This is a genomic window from Providencia sp. UF-224 (genome assembly GCF_058245955.1).
Genome location: NZ_JBSICC010000005.1, coordinates 159,977 through 186,262, shown reverse-complemented (window position 1 = coordinate 186,262; position 26,286 = coordinate 159,977). Strand labels below are relative to the sequence as shown.

At 41.0% G+C, this 26,286-nt stretch carries 26 protein-coding genes; 16 read left to right on the top strand and 10 right to left on the bottom strand.

Annotation, left to right across the window (positions count from 1 at the left end; all coding sequences use genetic code 11):
* Positions 1-43 precede the first annotated feature (43 nt).
* Positions 44-292: a GlsB/YeaQ/YmgE family stress response membrane protein gene (locus tag AC4IFO_RS07415; protein WP_273839124.1), complete on the top strand. Its 249-nt coding sequence runs from the start codon at positions 44-46 to the stop codon at positions 290-292.
* Positions 293-367: 75 nt separating this feature from the next.
* Here AC4IFO_RS07415 and sseA read toward each other — a convergent pair whose 3' ends face one another.
* Together sseA and AC4IFO_RS07405 are read right to left on the bottom strand one after the other, a co-directional pair.
* Entirely contained in the window at positions 368-1,207 is an 840-nt protein-coding gene (sseA, locus tag AC4IFO_RS07410) for a 3-mercaptopyruvate sulfurtransferase (RefSeq protein ID WP_490733137.1), read from the bottom strand.
* Between the two features lie 37 nt (positions 1,208-1,244).
* Positions 1,245-1,406, bottom strand: a complete 162-nt coding sequence (locus AC4IFO_RS07405) for a hypothetical protein (protein WP_219244245.1) — start codon at positions 1,404-1,406, stop codon at positions 1,245-1,247.
* A 240-nt stretch (positions 1,407-1,646) separates the two neighbouring features.
* Here AC4IFO_RS07405 and dinG point away from each other — a divergent pair, with 240 nt between their 5' ends.
* Complete coding sequence (gene dinG / locus AC4IFO_RS07400) at positions 1,647-3,764, top strand: ATP-dependent DNA helicase DinG (RefSeq protein ID WP_490733134.1); 2,118 nt, start codon at positions 1,647-1,649, stop codon at positions 3,762-3,764.
* 76 nt (positions 3,765-3,840) lie between these two features.
* Here the strand turns inward: dinG and dps are convergent, their stop codons facing one another.
* On the bottom strand, positions 3,841-4,344 hold the full coding sequence (gene dps / locus AC4IFO_RS07395; protein ID WP_206085362.1) for a DNA starvation/stationary phase protection protein Dps: 504 nt from the start codon (positions 4,342-4,344) through the stop codon (positions 3,841-3,843).
* 336 nt (positions 4,345-4,680) lie between these two features.
* Positions 4,681-5,568 (bottom strand): threonine/homoserine exporter RhtA, encoded by an 888-nt coding sequence (rhtA, locus tag AC4IFO_RS07390; RefSeq protein WP_490733132.1) that lies wholly within the window; start codon positions 5,566-5,568, stop codon positions 4,681-4,683.
* Positions 5,569-5,900: 332 nt separating this feature from the next.
* On the opposite strand from rhtA, the gene AC4IFO_RS07385 reads away from it, so the two are divergent.
* From AC4IFO_RS07385 to AC4IFO_RS07370, 4 genes are all read left to right on the top strand, one after another.
* A complete protein-coding gene (locus tag AC4IFO_RS07385) occupies positions 5,901-6,476 on the top strand; it encodes an LOG family protein (RefSeq protein WP_490733130.1) in 576 nt (191 codons plus the stop codon).
* Between the two features lie 22 nt (positions 6,477-6,498).
* Positions 6,499-6,960: a GNAT family N-acetyltransferase gene (locus AC4IFO_RS07380; protein ID WP_490733128.1), complete on the top strand. Its 462-nt coding sequence runs from the start codon at positions 6,499-6,501 to the stop codon at positions 6,958-6,960.
* A gap of 191 nt (positions 6,961-7,151) precedes the next feature.
* The gene (gene tauD / locus AC4IFO_RS07375) at positions 7,152-7,991 is read left to right on the top strand and encodes a taurine dioxygenase (RefSeq protein ID WP_490733230.1); all 840 of its coding nucleotides are present in this window, start codon (positions 7,152-7,154) and stop codon (positions 7,989-7,991) included.
* Between the two features lie 204 nt (positions 7,992-8,195).
* The gene (locus AC4IFO_RS07370) at positions 8,196-9,794 is read left to right on the top strand and encodes an ABC-F family ATPase (RefSeq protein WP_490733126.1); all 1,599 of its coding nucleotides are present in this window, start codon (positions 8,196-8,198) and stop codon (positions 9,792-9,794) included.
* Positions 9,795-9,876: 82 nt separating this feature from the next.
* On the opposite strand, the gene AC4IFO_RS07365 is transcribed toward AC4IFO_RS07370, so the two are convergent.
* The 3 genes from AC4IFO_RS07365 to moeA all read right to left on the bottom strand — a co-directional run bounded on the left by AC4IFO_RS07365 (position 9,877) and on the right by moeA (position 12,396).
* Positions 9,877-10,212, bottom strand: a complete 336-nt coding sequence (locus AC4IFO_RS07365) for a zinc ribbon domain-containing protein YjdM (RefSeq protein WP_219244239.1) — start codon at positions 10,210-10,212, stop codon at positions 9,877-9,879.
* Between the two features lie 190 nt (positions 10,213-10,402).
* The gene (moeB, locus tag AC4IFO_RS07360; RefSeq protein ID WP_490733123.1) at positions 10,403-11,149 is read right to left on the bottom strand and encodes a molybdopterin-synthase adenylyltransferase MoeB; all 747 of its coding nucleotides are present in this window, start codon (positions 11,147-11,149) and stop codon (positions 10,403-10,405) included.
* Positions 11,150-11,154: 5 nt separating this feature from the next.
* Positions 11,155-12,396 (bottom strand): molybdopterin molybdotransferase MoeA, encoded by a 1,242-nt coding sequence (moeA, locus tag AC4IFO_RS07355; RefSeq protein ID WP_490733121.1) that lies wholly within the window; start codon positions 12,394-12,396, stop codon positions 11,155-11,157.
* Between the two features lie 250 nt (positions 12,397-12,646).
* Here moeA and AC4IFO_RS07350 point away from each other — a divergent pair, with 250 nt between their 5' ends.
* From AC4IFO_RS07350 to yeiB, 3 genes are all read left to right on the top strand, one after another.
* Positions 12,647-13,819, top strand: a complete 1,173-nt coding sequence (locus tag AC4IFO_RS07350; RefSeq protein WP_490733119.1) for a YbfB/YjiJ family MFS transporter — start codon at positions 12,647-12,649, stop codon at positions 13,817-13,819.
* Positions 13,820-14,029: 210 nt separating this feature from the next.
* Positions 14,030-14,689, top strand: a complete 660-nt coding sequence (gene folE / locus AC4IFO_RS07345; protein WP_206085371.1) for a GTP cyclohydrolase I FolE — start codon at positions 14,030-14,032, stop codon at positions 14,687-14,689.
* Between the two features lie 3 nt (positions 14,690-14,692).
* Positions 14,693-15,850 (top strand): DUF418 domain-containing protein YeiB, encoded by a 1,158-nt coding sequence (yeiB, locus tag AC4IFO_RS07340; RefSeq protein ID WP_490733117.1) that lies wholly within the window; start codon positions 14,693-14,695, stop codon positions 15,848-15,850.
* On the opposite strand, the gene sanA is transcribed toward yeiB, so the two are convergent.
* Positions 15,847-16,551, bottom strand: coding sequence for an outer membrane permeability protein SanA (gene sanA / locus AC4IFO_RS07335; protein WP_490733115.1), 705 nt, complete (start codon positions 16,549-16,551; stop codon positions 15,847-15,849). The two genes, yeiB and sanA, sit on opposite strands and share 4 nt — an antisense overlap.
* A 372-nt stretch (positions 16,552-16,923) precedes the next feature.
* Between sanA and AC4IFO_RS07330 the strand changes: the two genes are divergently transcribed.
* The 5 genes from AC4IFO_RS07330 to AC4IFO_RS07310 all read left to right on the top strand — a co-directional run bounded on the left by AC4IFO_RS07330 (position 16,924) and on the right by AC4IFO_RS07310 (position 21,772).
* A complete protein-coding gene (locus tag AC4IFO_RS07330; protein WP_490733113.1) occupies positions 16,924-17,616 on the top strand; it encodes a carbohydrate-binding family 9-like protein in 693 nt (230 codons plus the stop codon).
* A 170-nt stretch (positions 17,617-17,786) separates the two neighbouring features.
* Positions 17,787-18,704 (top strand): N-acetylmuramic acid 6-phosphate etherase, encoded by a 918-nt coding sequence (gene murQ, locus AC4IFO_RS07325; protein ID WP_490733111.1) that lies wholly within the window; start codon positions 17,787-17,789, stop codon positions 18,702-18,704.
* 61 nt (positions 18,705-18,765) lie between these two features.
* Positions 18,766-20,127, top strand: a complete 1,362-nt coding sequence (locus AC4IFO_RS07320) for a PTS transporter subunit EIIC (protein ID WP_353243297.1) — start codon at positions 18,766-18,768, stop codon at positions 20,125-20,127.
* 17 nt (positions 20,128-20,144) lie between these two features.
* Positions 20,145-20,990, top strand: a complete 846-nt coding sequence (locus AC4IFO_RS07315) for a MurR/RpiR family transcriptional regulator (protein ID WP_490733108.1) — start codon at positions 20,145-20,147, stop codon at positions 20,988-20,990.
* Positions 20,990-21,772, top strand: a complete 783-nt coding sequence (locus AC4IFO_RS07310) for a sulfite exporter TauE/SafE family protein (protein ID WP_490733106.1) — start codon at positions 20,990-20,992, stop codon at positions 21,770-21,772. The genes AC4IFO_RS07315 and AC4IFO_RS07310 overlap by 1 nt, the downstream gene beginning before the upstream one ends.
* Positions 21,773-21,817: 45 nt before the next feature.
* Here AC4IFO_RS07310 and AC4IFO_RS07305 read toward each other — a convergent pair whose 3' ends face one another.
* Complete coding sequence (locus tag AC4IFO_RS07305; RefSeq protein ID WP_490733104.1) at positions 21,818-22,717, bottom strand: rhomboid family intramembrane serine protease; 900 nt, start codon at positions 22,715-22,717, stop codon at positions 21,818-21,820.
* Positions 22,718-22,879: 162 nt separating this feature from the next.
* Positions 22,880-24,577: an NAD-dependent malic enzyme gene (locus AC4IFO_RS07300; RefSeq protein WP_490733102.1), complete on the bottom strand. Its 1,698-nt coding sequence runs from the start codon at positions 24,575-24,577 to the stop codon at positions 22,880-22,882.
* 408 nt (positions 24,578-24,985) lie between these two features.
* Here AC4IFO_RS07300 and AC4IFO_RS07295 point away from each other — a divergent pair, with 408 nt between their 5' ends.
* Together AC4IFO_RS07295 and AC4IFO_RS07290 are read left to right on the top strand one after the other, a co-directional pair.
* The gene (locus tag AC4IFO_RS07295; RefSeq protein ID WP_490733100.1) at positions 24,986-25,627 is read left to right on the top strand and encodes a hypothetical protein; all 642 of its coding nucleotides are present in this window, start codon (positions 24,986-24,988) and stop codon (positions 25,625-25,627) included.
* On the top strand, positions 25,620-26,255 hold the full coding sequence (locus tag AC4IFO_RS07290) for a hypothetical protein (RefSeq protein ID WP_490733098.1): 636 nt from the start codon (positions 25,620-25,622) through the stop codon (positions 26,253-26,255). The genes AC4IFO_RS07295 and AC4IFO_RS07290 overlap by 8 nt, the downstream gene beginning before the upstream one ends.
* The last annotated feature ends 31 nt before the right edge of the window (positions 26,256-26,286 follow it).

The window sequence follows — 26,286 nt, the reverse complement described above, 5'->3', positions numbered from 1 at the left end:
CATTACCTATGATTGAGTAAAACCTAGTCTTGGGAGGCTTTAAATGGGTGTTATTGCGTGGATCATTTTTGGTTTGATAGCCGGTGTTTTAGCGAAGTGGTTAATGCCAGGTACTTATCATATGGGCTTCATCATGACAACAGTACTAGGGATTGTTGGGGCTGTAGTGGGCGGTTATATCAGCACATTTTTTGGTAAGGGCAAAGTGGATGGTTTTAACTTCGGTAGCTTTGTTGTCGCGGTCATAGGTGCTATTGTTGTGCTCTTTTTAGCAGGGTTGTTTGCAAAATAGCGCGCTCATAACCTAAAAAATGTCTTAAATAAGCCACTTAATATGAGTGGCTTATTTCTTCCATGAGCTTAAAAACTAAGGTTCTATTGGTAAGCCATTATCTTGGCCCCATTGTGCCCATGAACCATCGTATAAACGCACATTCGTATTGCCTAATAGCGTTAATGCCATAAGAACCACAGCAGCTGTCATTCCAGAGCCACAGGTGGTCATTGATGGGGCTTGGATATCAACGCCTTGCTCTGCAAAGATGGCTTTTAAGTCTTCAGGGGATTTAAACTCGCCATTAGCGACTAACAAGTCCCAAGGAACATTTTTACTTCCCGGAATGTGGCCCATGCGTAAACCAGGGCGAGGCTCTGGCGCTTGTGCAAGAAAGCGAGGAGCAGCACGCGCATCAATAATTTGAATTTGGCCTTCGTTGACAATCTGAAGAACTTGTTGTTGGTCTAATGCATTTGTGCCTTTACGTGAGGCTTTAAACTGCTTGTGAGTAGGTGTAATAACCTCACCTGATTGAATGGCAAAACCCGCAGCTTTCCAAGCATCAATTCCCCCAGAAAGAATTTTTACGTTTTTGCATCCCATTGTTGTGAATGTCCACCAAGCACGTGGTGATGAAAATAAATTGTTCTGCGAATAAATGATAACTTGCGTATCATTATCAATACCCATTGCACCAACAGCTTGGCTAAAGACTTCAGCGCTTGGCAACATATGGGGTAGATCGCAAGTTTTATCTGCAACTTCATCTTGGTGGAAAAACTGCGCGTTCGGAATATGCTCTTCCAAATAACGTTGGCGGCAATCATAGGGAGCCGTCGGGGGAGGAGATGAAGCATCAAGTACAATGATATTACCATCCGATAAATGCGTATTAAGCCATTGAGGGGTTACAAAATAATCGTTGTACATAAGCTATCTCCGTCCTGGGTTGATAAATTATTCGAAGCTATTGAACTTGGTTTGGCGCAGGCAATAATGATGGCGATTGTGGTTGCCCTTGTTCTAGCGGGGTTGTGGAACGAGTGTAGATGTTCATTCCTGCAAGAACGATGCCGCCTACGGAACCAAAAGCGCATAATGCGCAAAGTGCGATAACAACCTTTTTCATTTTATATAGCCTGCGTAGAAATAAGAACCCAAAGTATAACTGGATGAGTGTTGCAAACAAGTTAAAAGCGATTTTTTCTGTATCAGAATTGGTGTTTTGCAAAAGGCTTCCCAATTTTTATGTATAATGGGTTTTAATACAGTAGTTTTGCGAAGCGGTTGGCAAATGTTATCTTTCGCGTTTCCCAGCCGTTGTTATTTTCATTACCTTACATCTCACATTTGGTCATCAGCGTAATTTATGTCCCTATCAAATAAAATTAAAGAACAAATAACCCAATGGTACAAAGGGTTGTCACTACAAATTGATGGGTTTGTTTCCCGTGCGCCACAGCGCCAAATGATTGCGGAAGTTGCTAAAAATTTAGCCGATGATGATGGTCGGCATCTTGTTATCGAAGCACCAACAGGAGTAGGTAAAACCCTTTCATACTTGATACCTGGCATTGCGGTGGGGAGAGAAGAGGGAAAAACGCTGGTTGTTAGTACGGCAAATGTGGCATTGCAGGATCAAATTTTTAGCAAAGATTTGCCCTTATTGAGCAAAATTATCCCAGACTTAAAATTCACGGGGGCATTTGGGCGTGCTCGTTATGTTTGCCCGCGAAATTTAGAGGCTATTTGTGCTGCGGAAGGGGAGCAAATTGATTTAATGCTGCTGGTGGAAGATAAAGCGGAGATAGCTAATAGCGAAGAGCGAGCTATTTGCCAACAGCTACGTAACGACTTTAATGCTTTTTCATGGGATGGCTTACGTGATCACCATAAACGGGCTTTTCCCGATAGCTTATGGCGTAAAGTCAGTACGGACAAAATGAATTGCTTAGGGCGTAATTGCCAATTTTATCAACGGTGCCCGTTTTTTATTGCAAGGCGTGAAATCGAAGATGCTGATGTTGTGGTGGCGAACCATGCTTTAGTGATGGCGGCGATGGAAAGTGAGTCAGTTCTACCTGATCCGAAAAAACTGTTATTAGTTTTGGACGAGGGGCACCATGTGCCAGATGTTGCGCGGGATGCCCTCGAAGTTGAAGGCGAAATTACATTAGTACAATTGAACGCTCAGGTAGATAATTTTATTAGTCATGTAGGGCAATATTTAGCGCAATTTCGGCCAGTTAAACCGCCTAAACTAGCCAATCCAGAAAAGTTACAATTGCATGCTGAAAAACTGCGAGAAACATTTCGTGATTTTTCGTTGTTATCGAATGCATTATTGCCTGAAACGTCAAAAGAAAGCGAATACCTTTTCCCGTTAGGTGTGTTACCAGAGGCAATGCAACTGTGTTGCCAAGATCTTTTTAAACAAACGGACGCATTAAAAGGTTTAGCAGAGTCAATCTTAAATGATTTGACAGAACAAACCGCAAAACAAGATATCGTGCGTTTGCATCGTTCCATACTCACAACAAGCCGTGCGATGGGCTACTTTGAAAATATGGCTAAACTATGGCGATTAGCGGCCCTAGAGCAAAGTTCAGGAGCGCCTGTTTCGAAATGGTTAAGTCGGCGTTACGAGAAAAACCAGTCCCGTATCTTTATGCACTGTGCGGGGATCCGGGTTAGTGAACAGTTACAGCACTTATTGTGGCGTAATGTGCCACACATTGTCATTACCTCGGCAACGCTTCGTTCATTAAATAGTTATTCACGGTTTATGGAATTAACTGGGCTATCTGAAAAGAGTGATGATCGTTTTGTGACGTTATCTTCCCCCTTTAACCATGTTGAGCAAGGGAAAATTATTATTCCTAAAATGGAATATGAACCCACAATAGCCAATGAGTCACAGCACCTTGCTGAAATGGCTAGTTTTTTCCGTGAGCAGTTTACTCAAGGTCAGCATCGTGGTGTTTTGGTGTTATTTAGTAGCCAAAGGGCGATGGAAGGGTTTCTGGAGCACGTAAAAGATTTACGATTACAGCTATTGGTTCAGGGCGACCAACCACGCTATCGTTTGGTAGAAACTCATTGTGAAAGAGTGAACAAAGGTCAAGTGAGTGCTTTGATTGGCTTACAGTCATTTGCGGAAGGGCTGGATTTAAAAGGTGAGTATTTAACGCAGGTACATATCCATAAAATCGCATTTCCACCTGTCACTAACCCTGTCATTATCACTGAAGGTGATTGGTTAAAATCATTAAAACGCTACCCTTTTGAGGTGCAAAGTTTACCAAGTGCATCATTCAATTTAATTCAGCAAGCAGGACGTTTAATTCGTAGTCATGAATGTTATGGTGAAATTATCATTTATGATAAGCGACTTTTGACCAAAAACTATGGAAAGCGTTTATTAAATGCGTTGCCTGTTTTTCCAATAGAGCAACCTGAAATGCCAAAAGAGATAAATAAAAAATAGCTTTATGTACTCTCAAAATAAAAGGCCACAATTAAGTGGCCTTCAGGTCAATTTAAATTGACTCTATTGCACGACATTACTCAATATTTGCTTCTAAAAACCACAGGAATTTGTCCATATCACGAGACGCTGCGGTGAACATATCGGCAGTATCCTCATCTTCGACTTCATCAATGGCTTTACGAATATCATTCGCAACAACAGCATAGCGGTCTGCGAGTGCTTTTAAATGGTCTTGTACGCTGTGAATATTTATTGGGTAAGCTTCTAGTGATGTGAAGCGATTGACTTCCTGAGTCGTCCCAATCGCAACGCCACCTAATTGGACTGCGCGCTCTGCAAATTCGTCTAAATGCTCAACCAATGTCGTTCTAAAGCCATCTAGCATTTCATGAACAGCAATAAAATTACGCCCGCGCATGTTCCAATGAGCCTGTTTGGTCATCAAAGACAAGTCTGTAAAATGAACTACCATAACATTTAAAATACCAATGGTTTCTAATTTTACGCTATCTTCCAAGTCGTTACGTGTATATAAAAGTTCAGTTGAAGATGTTTTAAATAATTTAGCTGTGCTCATGGTTCATCCTCTTTTTAAATATTGAAACTGGTTAATAACCTCATCTGTTAATAAATATAAAATATTCAGTTTAATTTGTCATAGTGTAATAAACGATTAATTTAATAGGTGGATTCGATATGGTTATTACACGTTATTTTATTGTGGCTGCTGAAAATTAATTGTTTTTTGCAATAAGTGCGATAGGTGAAATTAATATTAATTTAAAACAAATTTAATAAATAAATATGACAAAAATATGAAATGTTAATGGCAGGATAACAGGTTAATAAACTGAGTGAACAAGTTTATTAACCTAATTAAGACTTCAAAAAAACAAGGTATTATTTGTCTTATCTACGAGACTTCTTCAATTTTGGGCTTCGGTGAGGCTGTTGATGTTGAGCCGATAGAGGCGCAAACGATACATAACAGTGCTAACCACTGAGTTAATGTTAGGTGCTCTTGCAAGAAAACGATACCTAAGAATGCGCCCATACATGGCTCAAGGCTCATTAGCGTACCAAATGTTCTTGCCGGTAGGCGTGTTAAGGCAATCATTTCAAGTGTATAAGGAAATGCAGTCGATAAGATAGCCACCGCTAATGCAAGAGGTAAAATTGATGGGTCAAACATCACCTCAAAGCCAGTTTGCATTAGTCCAATAGGGAAAAATATAAGGGCAGAAATAAAAGAGCCAATTGCGACTGTTGCAGCGCCATAACCTGCACCTGCACGTTGACCGAAAATGATATAAATCCCCCAACACACCCCAGCGCCTAACGCATAAATAGCACCAAGTGGGTCGATGGAATTGATGTTATCACCGATAGGCAGCAAAAAGAGTAACCCAACGATGACCAGTCCAATCCATAGAAAATCGATAGGCCTACGCGAAGAAAACATCGCAACAGCCAGAGGTCCCGTAAATTCCAGAGCAACGGCTATCCCAAGCGGGATGCGCTCAAGGGACAGATAAAACAGGTAATTCATTGTTCCGAGGGACAAACCATACGTTAATAATGGCACCAATGAGCTTTTTCTAAATTTTAAGCGCCAAGGTTTAAAAATAACAAATAAAATGATGGTAGCGAGTAATAAACGTAAGCCTGTTACACCGGGAGCGCCGATAAGAGGAAATAATGTTTTAGCTAAAGACGCACCACTTTGAATTGAGGTCATTGCAAGTAATAATAACCCTATTGGTAATAGTGGAAATGCGCTCTTTTTGGTATCGGCAGACATAAATAATAAAACCTCAGAAAAACGTTACTAAGTTAGCAAACACAGATAAAAGTAATCAGTGTTAAAAAAATAAAGCACGATGAAAAGTAATTTCCTAATGATTATCTCATAAAATTGGCGTGCTTTATATTTGTTTGTTGATTAACCGCACGCCTTGGGGAGGGTTAAAATGCGATATAGTGCAATTGATATTGGTTTAGTGAAATAGCAATGGTATAAACAGTGATTAATAAGATTTTATTATGGCAAATAATCTGGGTTGAGCTTCTTTAGCGCTCCCGTATAATTCTTTTTCCGCAAAAGTCATAATAAAATGAGAAAATGAGGACGTAATGGGAAAAATTAAAAGCATTGCAGTGTATTGTGGCTCAAGTATGGGCAAAGATGATACTTATAAACAAAAAGCAATTGAATTTGCTAAAGAAATGGTCAAGCGTGATATCACATTAGTTTATGGTGGCGCCAGCGTCGGTATTATGGGCACAATCGCCGATACCGTTTTATCGTTAGGTGGCAAGGCGATAGGGGTTATACCGTCATTGCTTGAAGAGCGGGAAATTTCACATAAAAACCTGACTGAGTTGTACAAAGTTGAAACGATGCATCAGCGCAAAGGTAAAATGATTGAGCTGGCGGATGCCTTTGTTGCTTTACCCGGCGGATATGGCACGTTAGAAGAATATGCGGAAGTGTTTACATGGAGCCAAATTGGCCTGCATACCAAGCCTTGTGCATTGTTTAATATCAATAATTACTGGCAGCCATTGATTGATATGACGAATAAAATGGCGGACGAAGGTTTTTTACACGAAAAGTACCGTCATATGGCGATTGTCAGCGATTCACCAGCGGCGTTGATTGATAGTTTTGAATCTTATATTGCACCGCCAGTAAAAACATACGATTAAGCTGTATAAAAATAACGGGTTAATGATGATAAGAGAAGCAACACGAGATGATTTAAATGCTGTTTTATCTCTCTACCACGCTTTGTTTACTGAGATGGCATTGCTGGATCCTGAACGAATGAGACCCGCAGAGCAATCAAGAGAGTTTGTTGAAAATGCCATTTATGATGATAGGTTTCACCTGTTAGTTGCTGATTTTAATGGCGAAATTATAGGTTTTTGTATTGCTCAACATCAATCTGCGGCGTCATACAGTTGTATGGTTCCACGGGATTTTGGCTATGTTTTTGATTTGATTGTTGCGCCTGGTTTTCGTGGCGAAAATACAGGACATCAGTTATTAGATGGCATGAAAAATTGGGCGAAAGCTAAGGGCTTTGGTCATTTGGAATTATCTGTGTTAGCGCAAAACCATAAAGCGGTTCGCTTTTATGAGCGTGAAGGTCTATCTGAAATTTCGCGTACGATGGGAATTAAGCTCTAATCCATTTATAGTCGGCCAATCATGGCCGATTCATTTTTCATTGAGTTCATAATTAGTTATCTACTTACTTATTATGTAATTATATTCTTAATATATTGTTTTATATTAACTTTATTTTTTTTAATATTTTTAAAATAACCAATTTCGATTACTTTCGTTTTTACATTAAAACTAAGGTAGTTAGAAATATGATGGAATATCCATTTCAAATAAAGCGTATGGCACCTGCGTTAGGCGCTATTATCAGTGGTATTGATTTATCCCAAGAATTAAATGATAAACATTTCTTAGCATTAAAATATGCGTTGAAAGCCTATCATGTGCTCTTTTTTAGAAATCAGCCTATCCAGCCTGAACAACAAAAGCAACTTGCGCAACGGTTTGGCTTATTACATGTGCACCCAATTTACCCCCATACTCCAGAGTGTGATGAAATAATGGTGCTAGACACGGATAAGCATAATCCACCCGATAATGACAATTGGCACACTGATGTGACATTTATAGAAACGCCCCCAATGGGCGCCGTATTAGCAGCAAAGCACATCCCAACAATAGGTGGAGATACCTTATGGGCAAGCAATATCGCCGCTTATAACACGTTATCTATTCGGTGGAAGCATATGCTTTTAGGGCTGAAAGCTGTCCATGATTTTACAAAATCGTTTCCCGAATACCGTTTTAGTCATTCAAAAGAGACTCACTCTAGTTGGCTGAAAGCCAAAAAAAGCAACCCGCCAGTATTACACCCTGTTGTTAGAACACACCCACATTCCGGCAGAAAAGCGCTGTTTGTTAATGAAGGTTTTACTACTCGTATCATTGGGTTAACACCAAAAGAGAGTGAGTCAACATTAGCTTTTTTATTCGAACATATTAATAAACCTGAGTTTCAAGTACGTTGGCAATGGGAACAAGATGATATGGTGATTTGGGATAACCAAATTACGCAACATTATGCAACAGCCGATTATTTGCCAGAGAGGCGCATAATGCACAGAGCGACAATCATCGGTGGCGTACCTTACTAGAATTATTGATGAATAATAATTATCAAAATCAGCACAAGATCTAAGCGTCTTATTATGGCATAATGCGCCGCTATTTATACCCGTCGTACTTTAGGTCATAGGAATCTCTATTTTCTTTGCTGTTTGAGACTACATTATTCATTTTTCTATGATGAACATTCTTTAAGACAGGTAACTCTACACCGTTTAATTTAAGGCATAGCAGTGTTAACAACCAACAATATCACTATGCAGTTTGGCAGCAAGCCACTGTTTGAAAACATCTCAGTTAAGTTCGGCACAGGCAACCGTTACGGTTTAATCGGCGCAAATGGTGCGGGTAAATCAACGTTTATGAAGATCTTAGGTGGTGATTTAACCCCAACAGCGGGTAACGTCAGTACAACGGATCCGAATGAGCGTATTGGTAAACTTCGCCAAGATCAGTTTGCATTCGAAGAATATACGGTTCTGGATACGGTCATTATGGGCCATACTGAATTGTGGAATGTGAAGCAAGAGCGTGACCGTATTTACGCATTACCTGAAATGAGCGAAGAAGATGGCTACCGAGTTGCTGACTTGGAAGTGGCTTATGGTGAAATGGATGGTTACAGCGCAGAAGCACGTGCGGGCGAATTATTACTGGGTGTAGGTATTCCTGTTGAGCAACATTATGGCCCAATGAGTGAAGTTGCACCGGGCTGGAAGCTGCGTGTATTACTGGCTCAAGCCTTGTTTTCTAACCCAGACATTCTGTTACTCGATGAGCCAACGAACAACTTGGATATTGATACTATCCGTTGGTTAGAACAAGTGCTGAATGATCGTAACTGCACCATGATCATTATTTCCCATGATAGGCACTTCCTCAATACCGTTTGTACACACATGGCGGATTTAGATTACGGTGAATTGCGTTTATTCACGGGTAACTATGATGAATATATGATTGCAGCGACACAAGCACGTGAGCGCTTAATTTCTGATAATGCGAAGAAAAAAGCGCAAATTGCTGAACTGCAATCTTTCGTTAGTCGCTTTAGCGCTAACGCATCTAAATCAAAGCAAGCAACGTCACGTGCTCGTCAAATTGATAAAATTCAATTGGATGAGGTTAAAGCCTCTAGCCGCCAAAATCCGTTTATTCGTTTTGAACAAGAGAAAAAACTGTTCCGTAATGCTCTTGAGCTAGAAGGGGTTGCGAATGGTTATGACCAAGACCCACTCTTCAAAGACGTCAATTTGCTGCTTGAAGTGGGTGAAAAAATGGCAGTTATCGGTGCCAATGGTATTGGTAAAACCACGTTCTTAAAAACCTTAATGGGTGATCAACCGGCTACAAGTGGGATGGTTAAGTGGTCAGAAAACAGCAGTATTGGTTACTATGCACAAGACCATGCTGAAGATTTCGAGACTGATCTTAACGTTTTTGACTGGATGAGCCAGTGGAAAAGTGAAGGTGATGATGAGCAGGCGGTACGCAGTATCTTAGGCCGTTTATTGTTCTCACAAGACGACATTAAGAAGAAAGTGAAAGTGTTATCCGGTGGTGAGCAAGGGCGTATGTTATTTGGTAAGTTGATGATGCAACAACCAAATATCTTAATTATGGATGAGCCAACTAACCACTTGGACATGGAATCCATCGAATCATTGAACTTAGCACTTGAGATGTACCAAGGAACGCTAGTATTTGTCTCCCATGACCGTGAATTTGTTAGTTCACTGGCAAGTCGCATTTTAGAAATCAAAGAAGATAAAGTTGTTGATTTCAAAGGGACATATGACGAGTACCTGACAAGCCAAGGTGTTGTGCTGTAAACCTTGCTTTACCTAAAAATAAAACCCCAGTGACGTAATGTGACTGGGGTTTTTTGTTTGTCTAAACGAGTAACTGGGTTACCTAGTTCTTTTTCACAAACTCCGATTTCAGCTTCATTTGGCCAAAACCATCAATTTTACAATCGATATTGTGGTCACCTTCGACTAAGCGAATGCCTTTCACACGTGTACCGATCTTGAGCATGGTCGAGCTGCCTTTCACTTTCAGGTCTTTGATTACAGTGACGGTATCGCCATCCGCTAACAGATTGCCGTTGGCATCTTTAACAATCAGTTCATCAATCTCTGCCACAGGTTCTGCGTCATTCCATTCGTGCGCACATTCAGGGCAAATATACATATCGTTATCAGTATAGGTGTATTCAGACTGACATTTCGGGCAAGGAGGGAATTGCATATTCATACTCTCAGTAGCATTATCAAAATAATAAAACGTGGTGATGTTTATACATATAGGCACCACAAAAGAGAGATAGTATAAGCTCAAAGGGCAATTAAATTATTTTTTCGGATTAATCTTAATTTTATATCTAAGGAGAGATTAAAAAGGCGAAAATAATTTCGCCTAGTTGAACAATTAATTTGCCTTAGCGGCAGACTTCGCAGTGTGGGTCTTTACTCAGTTTAAACTGGCGAAAATCCATTGTCATCGCATCAAACAGTAACACTTTGCCTGAATTCACTTTGCCATAATTGGCGAGCAGTTTAATGGTTTCCATCGCCTCTAATGTGCCGATAGTTCCAACGAGTGGAGACATCACACCCGCCTCAACACAAGTTAAGCTATTTTCACCAAATAAACGGCTTAAACAGTGATAACAGGGGGTGCCATCTTCATAAGTAAAAACAGACAGTTGGCCTTCCATTCGTATTGCGGCGCCAGAGACCAACGGTTTTTTCTGGGCCAAGCACAAACGGTTAAGTTGCTCACGAATAGCGACATTATCGGTGCAATCTAAGATGACATCATGGCGAGTAATTAATTCACTAAGTTGTGCATCGTCAAGTTGTGCATTAACCACATCAATATGAATGTGGGGGTTAATCGCACAAAGTTGCGACTTTGCAGAATCAACTTTGGCTTCGCCAATTGTGGCATCGCGGTGCAAAATCTGCCGTTGTAAGTTAGAAAGCGATACGGTATCAAAATCAACGAGCGTTAAATGGCCAACACCCGCTGCCGCAAGATATTGCGTTGCGGCACAACCTAAGCCGCCTAAGCCAATGACCAGCACTTTTCCCGCTTTGAGTTTTTCTTGCCCGTCAAAATCAAAGCCTCGAAGGATGATTTGGCGGTTATAACGTAGCATTTCGTTATCGCTAAGTTCTTGCACGGTAATTATTCGCTTTTTAATAAGTAGTTAAACATTTCAACTTCAACGGTTTCACCAGCTTCGACGCGGCCACGTTCTCTTTCTAACACGATAAAGCAGTTCGCTAAGCTAAAAGAGCTAAATACATGTGAGCCTTGATGGCCTGTTGTAGCAACTTGAAGTTGACCTTGCTCATTGGCACTTAAAATGCCGCGCTGAAAATCCAAACGACCCGGTGTCTTTTTCAATGGGGTAATAACTGGCACTTTGAATCGAAGTGGTGCACGCCATTGGCTGTTGCCTGCAAGGCGGGCGATCAACGGCTGAACCAGTTGATAGAAAGTTAATGCAGCAGAAACGGGGTTTCCTGGTAGCCCGCAAAACCAAGAATTGCTGAGTTTACCGAAAGCAAAAGGTTTGCCCGGTTTGATAGCTAATTTCCAAAAACCAATGGTACCTAACTCGTCAAGAATTTGTTTGGTGTAGTCGGCTTCACCGACAGAGACGCCACCACTACTGATCACTAAATCCGCTTGTTGATCCGCTTCAATAAAGATCTGTTTTAGTTTTTCAGGGGAATCGGGGATCACACCTAAATCTAACACTTCACAATTGAGCTTTTCTAACATCAAGCGGACAGTAAAGCGGTTAGTATCATAGATTTGGCCGTCACTAAGTGGCTGGCCTACAGCTTGTAGCTCATCACCAGTAGAGAACACGGCCACTTTTAAGCGACGATAGACTGTCACATCAGCAATACCGAGTGAGGCAATTAATGGCAATTGAGCGGTTGTGAGTAAGGTTCCTGCAGGGAACACCGCACTGCCTTGGGCAATATCTTCGCCAGCTTTACGGACGTTGCTGCCTTTTTTAATTGGCTGAGTAAATAGGATGCCGTCATCTGTTTGTTCAGTGGATTCTTGCATCACTACCGTATCAACGCCTTGGGGGATAGGGGCTCCGGTCATAATACGCACGCAACAGCCTGCTTTCAGTTCACCTTCCATTGGGTTACCTGCGAACGACTTGCCTGCCACTGGCATTGGTGTTTTTCCATCCCAATCTGCAAAACGCAAGCCATACCCATCCATCGCTGAATTATCAAAGGGAGGGACATTGATAGGGGAAATAAGGTCAGTGGCAATGATCCGCTGTGCTGATAAAGTCAGTGGAATGATTTCTGTGCTTGTCACGGTTTTGGTTTGAGAAAGTAATTTTTCCAATGCAAGATCTAAAGAAATCAAATCGTTAGTATGACACTGATCCATAAATAATGACCCTCATTATTGTGATATGCCTTGAGGCTTAAAATGTGTTCTTAATGCACATTATGGCAGAAATCATAGGTTGGGTGAATGAATAGAAATTGATTACAGATAGCTTTTGGGCAGATATTACCGATTTATAGAACAAACAAATGCACAAAACGATAAAGCTGTTTTTGTTGTATTAATGTTAAATAGTAAGAAAGTGAACTATTCTAGGTGCAATATTTCTAGAACTTAACGAGTGAAAATTGTGTCAATAAAGCCGATTGTGACCTCACTAAGCCGTAGTGCTACCGCGTTTCATATTGCTTTTACTGGTTTTCTTTCATTAATTGTGGTGATGGGGATAGGGCGATTTACGTTAACACCTCAAGTGCCCCTAATGATTGAAGAGCACCAATTAACCTTATCGAGTGCCAGTATTGTGGCTGCTTGTAACTACCTTGGTTACTTGCTGGGGTCTTTTGACGCTATGCGAGCACGTTCCCATGTCGAAAGGCGTATGTGGTTAGGGGTATGGGGCGCTGTCGCCATTACATTACTCAGTGCACTGCTGAATGGCCCGATATTACACAGTATTGCCCGTTTTGTGATTGGCTGGGCGAGTGGTATTGCGTTGGTCTTGGTGGCGGCATGGGCCAATGAAACCCTTGCGAGGCTTAATCGACCCGCGCTTAGTGTGGCGGTGTTTGCAGGAACAGGAACGGGGATTTTCGTTAGCGGCATGTTAGCGGTAGGGATCCAACGATGGCATCTAACAGCAAGTGAAGCATGGGTAATTTATGGTGTTCTCGCGTTAGTTTTGAGCCTATATATCAGCCGTTATTTACCGCGCACAGGGCAGTGGCAACGGCCTGCGGGGGAAATTAAAAAACTAACGCTAACCCCTGAAATCAAACGCTTAGTTTGGTGCTATGGACTCGCAGGGTTTGGGTATATTTTACCCGCCACTTTTTTATCACAAATGGCGGCGCAGCGTTTCCCTGACAGCCTGTTCGCTCAGTTTGTCTGGCCTGTTTTTGGGGCATCTGCGGTGGTCGGCATTTTATTAGCGATGCTACTGCGGAATTTATCGACAACACGTAATCGACTAGCGATTAGCTTATGGCTACAAGGTATGGGGATATTGTTAGCGGAGGTTATTCCCTCAATTTCAGGGCTGGTTATCTCGGCGGTATTAGTTGGAACTGGGTTTATGTGTACAGTGCAATTAGCGTTGCAGCTTGGGCGTGAATTGGCACCTGATCATAACCGTTTTATGGCAGGATTATTGACCACCTTTTATGCTATCGGTCAGTTAGTCGGGCCAACGCTGTCATTTATTTCTACGTCTTTAACGGGAAAATTAGAGCCCGCATTGTACATCGCACTTATCGCGTTGGTGATAGGCGGGTTATTGGTTTATCGTCGTTCTAATAAATAGCTTTGTTAATAAATATTTAATTAATTATATTTTATAAATAATGGCGATTTGCAGCAATGGGTTTACCATAGTGAATAAAGTTGTTTATGGGAATGCAAATATTTCACACCCGTTGTTGCGGTTGTACTGGATTATCTGCACCTGCTGTTTTAGAGTACGGCGCACACCTGCATTTTTATAAAAATAGTCACACCATTTGTGGAGGATCACATGTCATCTCTCAGTAAAGAGGCCGAATTAGTTCACGCTGCGTTGGAAGCCAGAGGGTTAGAAACCCCTTTGCGTATTCAGCCAAAATCAGGCGATGAGCGCAAGCAACTGATTGAAGGGCACATGACAGAGATCATGAAGCTGCTCAACCTTGATTTAACCGATGACAGCCTCGCGGATACACCTCGTCGTATTGCAAAAATGTACGTTGATGAGATCTTTTCAGGGCTGGATTATGCCAATTTCCCTAAGATCACATTAATTGAAAATAAAATGAAAGTGGATGAAATGGTGACGGTGCGTGATATCACGCTAACCAGCACTTGCGAACACCACTTTGTCACTATTGATGGTAAAGCGATAGTGGCTTATATCCCAAAAGACAAAGTCATTGGGCTATCGAAAATCAACCGCATTGTGCAATTTTTCTCTCAGCGCCCGCAAGTTCAGGAACGTTTGACACAGCAAATTTTAGTTGCACTGCAAACCTTACTTGGAACTACGAATGTCGCTGTTTCCATTGATGCGGTGCATTATTGCGTTAAAGCACGTGGTATTCGTGATGCAACCAGTGCGACCACCACAACATCATTAGGTGGGTTATTTAAGTCGAGTCAAAATACACGACAAGAGTTTTTACGTGCGGTTCGTCACTTGTAATTTATGACAACCATCACTCCATCAAGCCGCATCGAGCAGCTTGATACCGTTCGTGGCATGGCAATTCTTGGTATTTTTTTGTTGAATATCTTTGGTTTTGCTTTGCCACTTGCGGCCTATTTAAATCCTTATTACACCGCTAGCACGCCCCCTTCCGAAGCCTTTATTTGGGTTATTTTCAATCTGTTTTTTCAAGGGAAAGTCCTCGCTATTTTTTCGATTTTATTCGGTGCAACACTAGCGCTATTGCAGTCGCGAACCTTGAAATGGAACCATCGACGTTTATTTATTTTAGCTTTATTTGGGGTGATCCATGGAATTGGTCTCTGGGATGGTGACATTCTACTGGCTTATGCATTAACGGGGTTGGTGACTACGTATTTATTGAACCAATATGATGACGGCGCGTTATTGAAAATAGCGGCATCCATTTATTTAATTGGCTTATTTATTCTGCTTATTTTAGGTTGGGGGGTTGATCCTCAAGGCTTTTGGCAGACATCAGATGAACAAATTTATTTTGAATACAGCGCAAAAACGGTGGGTGGCATCGAGGGTGTTATTTATCGCATAAAAGAAATTCAAGCGATGCTGCAAATGTTATTTATTCAGTATGGTTGGCAGTTAATTGCACTGATGATTATTGGTGCGTTATTAATACGAAATGGTTGGTTACGCGGGCAATTTAGTGCCCTGCATTATCGTCGTATGGCACTGGTTTTTATTGTGCCTTCGCTGCTTGTTCAAGTGGTTGCGTTATATGGACAGAGCCAGTTTGGTTGGAGTTATTTTTCAACTTCAATTGTTGGTTATATCATTAATGAGCTAGTCATTCCTTTCCAATCACTGGGTTATATTGCTTTGGTATATGGTTTTTGGGGCTATATTCAGCATGCTGTGGTTGTTTCATGGTTACAAAATATTGGTCGGATGGCGCTGAGCAACTACATTTTACAAACATTGATTTGTACCACTATTTTTTACCATATGGGGTATTTTGCACAATTTACCCGTTTTGAGTTATTGGCTTTTATTCCACCTGTTTGGCTAGCGAATATGCTATTTTCGTATTATTGGTTACGGTTTTTCAACCAAGGCCCACTGGAATGGGCGTGGCGAAAGCTAACAGAAAAGTTAAATCAAACGAATGAGTATCATTAATTTAATTTACTGACTTCATCAGGGGATACCGCAGGGTAGCCTTTGATGCCATCGGGCATTTTTATTGGGGCAGGAATGGATTCTTGCTCACCTAAAAACTTTGGCTCACGTTTTAAAATATACACATCAGCAAGTGCACCTAAGCGTGCAAAAACTTCACGAACACGAACTTTGAACATCCCAGCTGGCGCTGGAACCGCATAACACTGCGCATCAATGCCTTTATGCTTAGCGATAAAAACGGCACGCTCACAATGGAAACGTTGTGTGATAATCGTGAAGTTATCGGTATCAAACACTTTTTTGGTGCGTACCACTGAGTCTAAAGTGCGAAACCCTGCAAAATCCATCACAATTTTGGAGGCTGGGACTCCTGCTTTAATTAAATCCTTACGCATATTAATGGGCTCATTGTAATTGTGCGCGCCATTATCACCACTGAGTAGCAAATATTTTACTTTTCCACTGTGGTAGGCCTCCGCGGCACCTTTGATACGGTTGGTATAATAAAGGTTGGTGGCACCAGAGGTGTAGTATTTGGATGTGCCAAGTACCATGCCAACATCACGGGCAGGCAACTGCGCTACATCTTCATAGATATAGGGCGCGGTATCCCAGCTAATCCAGCGATCAAGTAGAATAATGGTCGTAACTGCTATCCCTGCAAGAATAAGAAGACCAATAAGCAGACGTTTCCTCATGTCCTAGCCTTGAAAATAAAAATCATAATAGAAAAGTGTTAGCCTCAGTAGAGCAGCTTCTAGGCTACTTGACTTAAATTAGTGACGCAAGTCGCCTAACGTAAAGTCATGTCAATGTTGATAGCGGATCCAAAGTTGACTGCTATTAAGTCTGAAAATCGATTTAAAATTAATCAGATATTGGATGAAAAGTGGGTGAATGAAGATTATTCAAAAAGTGAGTTGCTTCACAGAGCGAAATTTTTTGCCGCGATTGACTGTTTGTTTTGAAATTTTAATTCTATATTTAATTCAATTGATGAAATTTCATTTCTTTTGTGTGAAGTCATCAGTCCGTAAAACAAATATGAAAATCTGCTACGTGAGGGAAATATGAAACTGACCACATTACTTGCCGCTAGCGCGATGATAGTGACAGCCAGTGTTGCGGCGAAAGAGTACCAAATTAATCATACTGACCAATTAAAATCATTAAATGATGCACAAAACGAAGCGGTATGGCAGCAAGCTGAAGTATTAACCGACTTTATTTATCCATGGGAAAAAGAAACACCACCAAAAACCGATTTTCGTGCACTTTGGAGTGATGATACCCTTTATTTTCGCTTTATCGCCGATGATAAAGACATTCAGCTAGGTGATAACGCCGATAAAGACCAAGCGGTGTTAGATTCCGACCGTGTTGAGCTGTTTTTTGCTACCAGCCCTGAGCTCAAACCTTATTATACCGCCGAAATGGACCCAAAAGGCCGCACGTTCGATGCAAAAGCCAACTACTACCGTGAAGTTGACCCAAGTTGGAACTGGGAAACGTTACAAACAGTGGGAGAAATGACACCAAATGGCTATGTATTAACGGGGAAAATCGATTTGGATGAATTCACACGTTTAAATCTATGGCAAGACAAAGACAAGCAAACGTTAATGTGTGCCATTTTGCGTGGCGAATTCAGTAAGGGTGAAGAAAAACAAGTGCGTAAATGGATCAGCTGGATTAAACCTGATTCCGTGAAACCGGATTTCCATATTCCATCCGCCTTTGGCACCTGCAAATTTGTGAAGTAATCAAAGTGCCGGTCTTTTATGGCCGGCAAGTACCTGTTTTTTCGTTGAATGGACTGTGAGAGCGATCATATTCGCTGACGAAATTATTCATTTGTTGTGATTTGATTTGAAATTAAAATTCACATATAGTAGCTTTTAATGAAATATAATTTCAATGTGAGGGCGTTTTAATGTCTCTAGCGGAAAATACACTGAGTGACTGCCTAAAAAATGAATTCAACCAAGAGACGCTACAGTTTTCACGGTTGGATACGTTAGCGATGGCCACTGCGATTAACCAAGCGGATGCAACGGTTGCAGGGGCGATTCAACACGTTTTGCCGAATATTGCGGTGGCGGTTGATGCAATCGCAGCGTGCATGAAACAAGGTGGACGGTTATTTTATATTGGTGCAGGGACCTCTGGTCGTCTGGCGGTATTAGACAGTGCAGAGTGCCCCCCGACATTTGGTACCTCCCCTGAATTAGTTCAATCCATTATTGCGGGTGGTCATGATGCCATGCTAAAAGCGGTTGAAAATATTGAAGACTCAACGGATGCAGCAATTGATGAACTCAAAAAACGCCAACTCACTGCAAAGGATGTTGTTGTCGGCATCGCAGCAAGCGGGCGAACACCTTTCACCCTTGCAGGCATTGAATATGCCAATGAAATTGGGGCATTGACCGTTGCGATCACCACGCGGGGTCATGGGCTAATTAGTGATGTAGCGAAATTAGCCATCGCTCCTGATGTTGGGCCGGAAGTGTTATCGGGCTCGACACGCATGAAAAGCGGCACCGCACAAAAAATGATTTTGGGCATGTTAAGCACGTGTGTGATGGGGCGTTTAGGGCGTATTCATACCAATTTAATGGTTGATGTTGTCGCAAGTAATTATAAGTTATTACGCCGAGCAGAGCGCATCGTCAGTGAAGTTTGCGGTATTGATACCGAAACCGCAGCACGGTTATTAGAGCAAGTGGATTACCATCCACGACGCGCAATTTTGATGTTTGAGTTACAAATTAATGCACAGCAAGCAACGGAACTCGTTCAACAGCATCCAAATACTACATTGGATAGCCTGTTAGAAACACGCCGTTAATAAATGGGAAAGAAATGCGGGTAAGTTATGAAAATAGCTGCGCCAACATTAGGGGAACGATATGGCTAATAAAATAGAACATCTGGAAGTACTCGCCAGAGAAATAGAAAAATATGCGGGCGGCTTTGAGAACGTGGCAACATTGACCCACTGTATGACTCGTATCCGTTTAGTCTTAAAAGATAATGAAAAATTTGATGCCGACGCCTTAAAGCAAATCGAAGGGGTGAAGGGCGTGATTTTTAATGGTGAACAACAACAAGTGATTGTTGGCATGGGAACCGCGGCAAAAGTGTTTTCGGTGATGAATAAGCGCATGCAGGGCAGCGGCGCAGCGAGCACAGAAAATACAGAACCTGAAAAGAAAAAAGGTTTCTCAATTCGCCGTACGCTGAATACACTCGCCGCGATTTTCGTACCAACCATTCCCGCGCTAATTGGTTGTGGTCTGATTATGGGGCTGATTAATATTGTTCGATTAGTCGCACCTGAAGTGGTCGATCAGTTCCCTGAATTGTTCAAATTATTAAAATTAATCGGTAGTGCGGTGTTTGCTTACTTGTCGATTATGATTGGGGTTAATACCGCAAAAGAGTTAGGGGCATCAACGTCGATTGGTGCTGTGATGGCGGGCTTATTATCAATGCCAGGGTTAGCGGATATCACCTTATTTGGTTCAAAATTAGTACCAAATAGCGGCGGTATTTTTGCGGTCTTAATGGTGGTGGTGTTCTCCTCTAAATTTGAAGTATGGTTTAGAAGCATCATCAAAGAGAGCTTAGACCTGATTGTGACGCCATTTGTGACTATTTTAGTTTCGGCGATGGTGGCAATCGCAGTCTTCCAACCTGCGGGCCATTATTTAAATCAAATTCTGGCGCAAGGTGTCTCCGTTGCGTTATTAAATAGTGGTGGCGGTGCGGTCGCAACGGGCGGGATCTTAGGCGGCAGCTTCCTGTTCTTATTGTTAACAGGGTTACACCAAGGCTTAATTCCAATTCACGCAGAAATCTTACAAACCTTTGGTTTAAATTACTTATTCCCTATCTTAGCCATGGGCGGTATGGGACAAGTGGGTTCTTGTTTCTGGGTATTCTTAAAAACCAAAAACCAACGACTGAAAAAAACCTTAGTCGGTGCATTACCGGTGGGGATCTTTGGTGTGGGCGAGCCACTGTTATTCGGTGTGTCATTGCCACTGGGTAAACCTTTCATTGCGGGTTGTATTGGCGGCGCAGCGGGCGGGGCATTAATGGCGTTCTTCCATGTGGGGATCATCATCCCATTTGGTACTGCAGGGTTATCTTTAATTCCATTAGTGGGTGATGGCCAAATCCTTGATTTCCTCATTGCCGTTGCAGGTGCATGGATTGTCGGATTCATTGCCAGTATGATAATAGGCTTCACCGATCCTGAAAAATAATTAAATAAGGAATAGCCATGTCGACACTGACGGTAAAACTGGAAAGCTTGCAGACAAGAGGTAAAGGCACTGAACAGCGGATCGCGAAATTTTTACTTGATAATCGCGAAAGCTTAATTGCCATGAATGCCGCTGAATTAGCCCAAGCGGCAGGGGTTAGTAGCGCATCTGTCATTCGCTTTTCACGCCAAATGGGTTACCGTGGCTATCCTGAATTTAAGGTGGATTACCTCTCTGATGAGAAACAACATAAAGCGGAAAGCCTGTATGGTAATTTGAGTCGCAGCGATGATACTTCTCAAATTATTGCAAAAACGGGGCAAATGTTTATTTCAGCGATTGAAAAATCCCTTGAGCTATTAGAGCCATCAATGGTTGATGAGGTCGCTAAGCGTATGGTCAATGCCAAACGTATTGTGTTGTTTGGGATTGGCTCCTCAGCGATTGTGGCGAGTGATATTTTCCATAAACTGATCCGGGTAAATAAGCACACATTATTTAGCTATGACCTGCATGTTCAACTGAGCTACTCTGCAAACTTGAGCGCCGATGATTTTGCTATCGCGGTGACTGCACGTGGAAACACGCAAGAAATCAATAATATGTTGCGCTCCGCTAAAGACGCTGGTTGTTCTACTGTGGCTTTATGCCGTTTTGGTCAAGATGATGCGACAAAACTGGCCGATTTCACTTTACCGTACTTTTATGATGAACAGCACACGCAGCTTGGTGTCATTACCCCACAAGTTTTGCAGATGGTGACGTTCGATACACTGTTTTTTAAATACCTCACACTCGCAGACAGTGATGCAGATGCAGCACTGCAAAAAGGGCGACGAGCCCTGATACAAGGCAATAATTAATGATTTTAACGGAGTTAGCCATCGGTGCGGTGATCGGGCTGATCATTAGCACCACGGGTGTTGGCGGCGGGGTGATTGTCTTGCCAATACTCACCTACTTTTTCGGCTTAAATGCATTGGCGGCGGTGGCAACGGCGAACTTTTTATCGATGTTGATGAAAATTTCCTCCTCATATATGCATTTTCGCCTCGGCAATATCCCATTCAAAGGGGCCATGATTGTTTTAGCAATTATGTTGCCAAGTACGTTTTTAGCCAGTTTGTTGGTGACATGGCTGGGTAGCCTTGAGGGGTATGAAAAACAAGTTGAATGGGGGATTAACCTTCTCGTTGCAGCTGCAATTATTTTTTCCCTTTATTTATTTGTACAGAGAATGTTTTTCGCCGCGCCAGCAAAAATTACCGTGGTGCAAACTTCCCAATTGAAGTCGATGGCTTTCCCAGCAGTGTTAGCGGGAATTGTTCTCGGGGCAACGGGGGTTGGTGGTGGTGTGGTGGTCTTGCCTATGTTGTTGCGTTATATGCAATTGAATATTAAGCAGGCTATAGGGACATCGATTTTTGTCACAACGGTCTTGTCGGGGTCATCTGCCTTAGCTTATGCGCAGGAAGGGTATACTGACTTAAAACTGGCACTTATTTTGTGTGCAGGGGCATTGATTGTGATGCCAGTGGCAAAATACTTACTGATCCACCTTTCTGAACGCACATTCCAATACATTACCCTGTTACTGATCACCTGTAGTGCAGTTATGATGACACTGAATTTATTCTCTTTTTAAATAGGTAGCCCTATTATTGATATGACAAATAATAGGGCAAGTTAGCTAATCTAAATCCCATTTTTTTAAATGATTCAGTTCTTTTTCCATCTCTTGGTAAATAAAAACACGCTCATCATTTAAGTCTTCATCTTGTGAGGAGGAATAGTGCTGCAAAGTGAAAATAAGTAGTCCCGCTGCAATCACAGAAATTAATAAACTGGAAAGGTGTTTCGCGAGCGGTGTGGATTGTGGTGCAAGAACAAAAGCACTACTAATAACGGCACCTAAAATAGCGCCGCCGATATGTGCCGCATTATCAATGCCAGACTGTAAACCATTCACTAAAGTTAAAGCAATCATCCCAATGATATTATACAGCGGGCGTTTTAATTGGCTTTTTTCTTCACCAGATAAATTGGGGTTATTCAGTGCTTTTAACAGGTAAATAACCGAGGCGGCAGCCAGCCCCATAATGGCACCTGATGCACCAATACTGACAGTAATATAAACTGTATTATCAGGTAAATATAAGCTATTCCATGAGTTCATTGATGCGCGACTGGTGGCTTCTCGAATACTTTCGCTATATTGCCAATAAGCACTAAAAAATGCTGCGCCAATACCTGAAAAGAGGTAAATAGCGAGGTATCTGAATTTACCGTACGTTCGTTCACATTCTATCCCTATCACAAACAGTGCCAAGGTATTTAAGGCAAGGTGAAAGCCCCCTGAATGCAACACCATACTCATTGGATAGCGCCACCAATCACCCGTTAAGGAGAGCTGGTAAACATTCGCACCAAATATTAATAAGTTATTTTCTTGGGAATCAAGGGGGGCTGCATAGGTAAGCTGATAAAAATAAACGGTGATATTTACGGCGACTATCAATAAAGTGAGTGCCATGGCCCAAATGGAAAACTTCGGTTTATGGGGAGAGTGAGTCTCTAAAGGGTCAGCCATTTCAATATCCTATCTCTGCGTTGTATTGATATATTAAATAAGCTAAGTCATTAGCGCAATTTACCATTATCTGAACTCGTGTAATTTTTATGTTTTTTCAGACAAATAACAAAAATAAAAAAGGCGCATAAATATGCGCCTTTCAATTTGATAAACAATAAATTAGAACGAAGTACGTTTATAAGTGCGGTATTCTGGTTTCCAGAAATTGCGCTCAATAGCTTCATCCAATGCGCTATCAGAGGTGACAGTTGCCACACCTTGAACCTGCGCTTCTTTAGCGACTTGTTTCGCAATAATCCGTGAAACATCTTGGATATCAGATAACAAAGGTAATAAAGCCCCTTCGCCATTTTTTGCCAGTGGTGAACAGCTTGCTAATGCGCGGCTAGCGGCCATCAACATGCCATCTGTGACACGTTTTGCGCCTGACGCGATAACCCCCAAACCAATTCCTGGGAAAATATAGGAGTTATTGCACTGGGCAATTGGGAAAACTTGGTCTTTATAAGAGACTGGGCTGAACGGGCTGCCTGTCGCAACTAACGCTTTTCCATCGGTCCAATTAATGATGTCTTCAGGGCGAGCTTCAACGCGTGAGGTTGGGTTCGACAATGGCATCACAATCGGGCGTTCACAGTGCTTGTGCATCTCTTTGATGATTTCTTCGGTGAATAAGCCTGCTTGACCAGAAACCCCAATCAAAACGGTTGGTTTAGCATTGCGAACAACATCCAGCAGTGAAATTGAATCGCTGTCTACATCCCAACTGGCTAAGTTAGCACTGTTTTGCGTTAATTTGGCTTGGAAATCGAGTAGGTTAGGGAGCTTATCCGTTAATAAACCAAAACGGTCAACCATGTAAATGCGTGAGCGAGCTTCTTCATCGCTTAACCCTTCGGATTTCATTTGGGCAATGATTTGCTCGGCGATACCACAACCCGCAGAGCCTGCACCCAAGAACGTCACACGTTGGTCACTTAATTTACTGCCTGCGGCATTGCTAGCGGCGATGAGGCTACCTAATGCGACGGACGCAGTCCCTTGAATATCATCGTTAAAACAGCACAACTCATCACGGTAACGGGTTAACAATGGCATCGCATTTTTCTGTGCGAAGTCTTCAAATTGCAGTAAAACATTTGGCCAACGGCGCTTAACTGCTTGCACAAACTCATCGAGGAATTCGTTATATTCGTCACCGGTAATACGTGGATGACGCCACCCCATATACAGCGGGTCATTCAAGCGTTGCGGGTTATTCGTTCCCACATCAATAACAATTGGTAAGGTATAAGCAGGGCTAATACCGCCACATGCGGTATACAGTGACAGTTTACCAATTGGAATGCCCATACCGCCGATACCTTGGTCACCAAGGCCTAAGATGCGCTCACCATCCGTCACAACGATAACTTTTACGTTTTGTTTTGTGGCGTTTTGCAGCATATCATCAATATGTGCGCGGTTTGGATAAGAAATAAATAACCCACGGGCACGACGGTAGATATCAGAGAAATGTTCGCACGCTTCACCCACGGTTGGAGTGTAAATGATTGGCATCACTTCTGTTAAGTGGGCATCAATCAAGCGATAGAATAAGGTTTCGTTGGTATCTTGAATGTTTCTTAAGTAGATGTGTTTATCGATATCGGTTTTAAAATCAATTAATTGACGATAAGCACGCTCAACTTGCTCTTCGATAGTTTCAACTTGCTCAGGCAGTAAGCCATGCAGGTTGAAGTTCGCGCGTTCTTCTTCAGTGAACGCACTGCCTTTATTCAATAAAGGGAATTCCAGTAAAATTGGACCAGCATAGGGAATATAGAGAGGGCGTTTTGTTTCGTATTCATGTTCCATGAAATATCACTCTTCGGACGATTAATCAACAAAGTCAGGGTAGATCCTAAGCTAAACAGGAAATATGTACAGTAAATAATGATGCAAAATCGTTAAAAATTTTATAGACATAATAAAGAATTTAGTTAAGGAAGGAAACTAAAGCATACTTTTACGTTGCAATTACGGTAGGTAGATCACGGTTAGTAAAATAATGGTTTTAATCAACTTTTTTAAATTTAAAGGTGAAAATCTAGTTTGATTTTGTTTTTTTGGGAGTTGTTAATTTATTTTTATCTTTAGCCTAGAAAATGTTTTTTTTTAACTAAATAGCAACAAAATTATATTTTAAAATATCATATATTGCTGCATGTTTTTTATTGATTTATTTTTATGTTGGTTTTTTTATCAACATAAAAGGCGGTAAATATGAGGTTTCTATTTTTTACTCTTATTTTATTATTAACAGCATGTAATGGCGGTGAGACGCTAAAGGTAAATAATGAAAGTGAAAATGAAAAGAAAATAACATATGGTGAGTATGAATATAAAAAGGTAAAATTACTCGCTGGGTTGAACTTTAATTATGTTTATATCGCAATGAAAATACCTGAAAATATAACTAAAGATGAGTATAGAAAGTTAGCCCATATTAGAGTTATAGCGGATTTTATAAGACTAGATAAAAAATGTTTTAATGAAAGAATTGATTATAAAAAAGCAATTGATTTATATCATGAATCATTAGATAAAAGGAATTTACCTCATGCTGTTTGGTTTTTTGAACATGTTTTAAAGGTAATAGATGAAAATGAAAGGGATATAGTATGGAAAGCCTATCTTTATGCAATAAATAAAGGTGGTAGAGAGGATGAACTAGCATTAATTATGAAAATATGGTACGCAATGTTAATAGAAGCGGCGAAGCCATCATCTGAAAAACAAAAAAGAAGTATTGAATGGCTTTCTATTGCAAGAAAAATTTCGACAATAAATCAGATGGAAAAATATATTAATAGTATGTGGACTAATAATCTCAAAACTAAATCTATAGGATTTAAAAATGAATAGATCAGAAAATAATTATAATATTGTTATTTTATTTTTTATTTTACTGTTTATTTCATTTCAAACATTAGGTTTGGAGCCAAAAAATAAAAATCAAAGTGTTTTTATAAAAATTATCCATGACTATATGTATATCACTATGGATGAATATAAAAGACCTTTATCAAAGGAAAAAATGAAGAAATTTCATTATGAATCAGCTTTGGCACATATAGAGTTCTTAAAAAATTGGTTTGACGTAAATAAGGGAAAAGAAACTAGGACAGGAGATATTAATTTTAATGAAGCTGTAATGATAAATAAAAAAGGATTTAAGGCATCAGATTTACCTTATGATGCATGGTTCTTTTCTGATATTTACGATGTTCTTGACGATGCTGAACGAGATAAATTTTGGCAAGACATTCTTCAAGCTATTTCCCATCCAGAAACAAATGCTGAGGTAAAAGTGTTTATTAAGCTCTGGTCAAAAATGAGGTTCGAGGCAGATAGCCAATCTGTTGATAAAAAAAAACAAAGTCAACGGTGGTTAAATAGAATGAAAAAAATCCCCTTAGTTATTGAAATGGTAAAAACCATGGAAACGGTTGAAGATTTATTCATTTATTCTCATCCGGAGCTTATTCAATAATTTTTAAAGTAATATTAAGGTGTAAATAAAA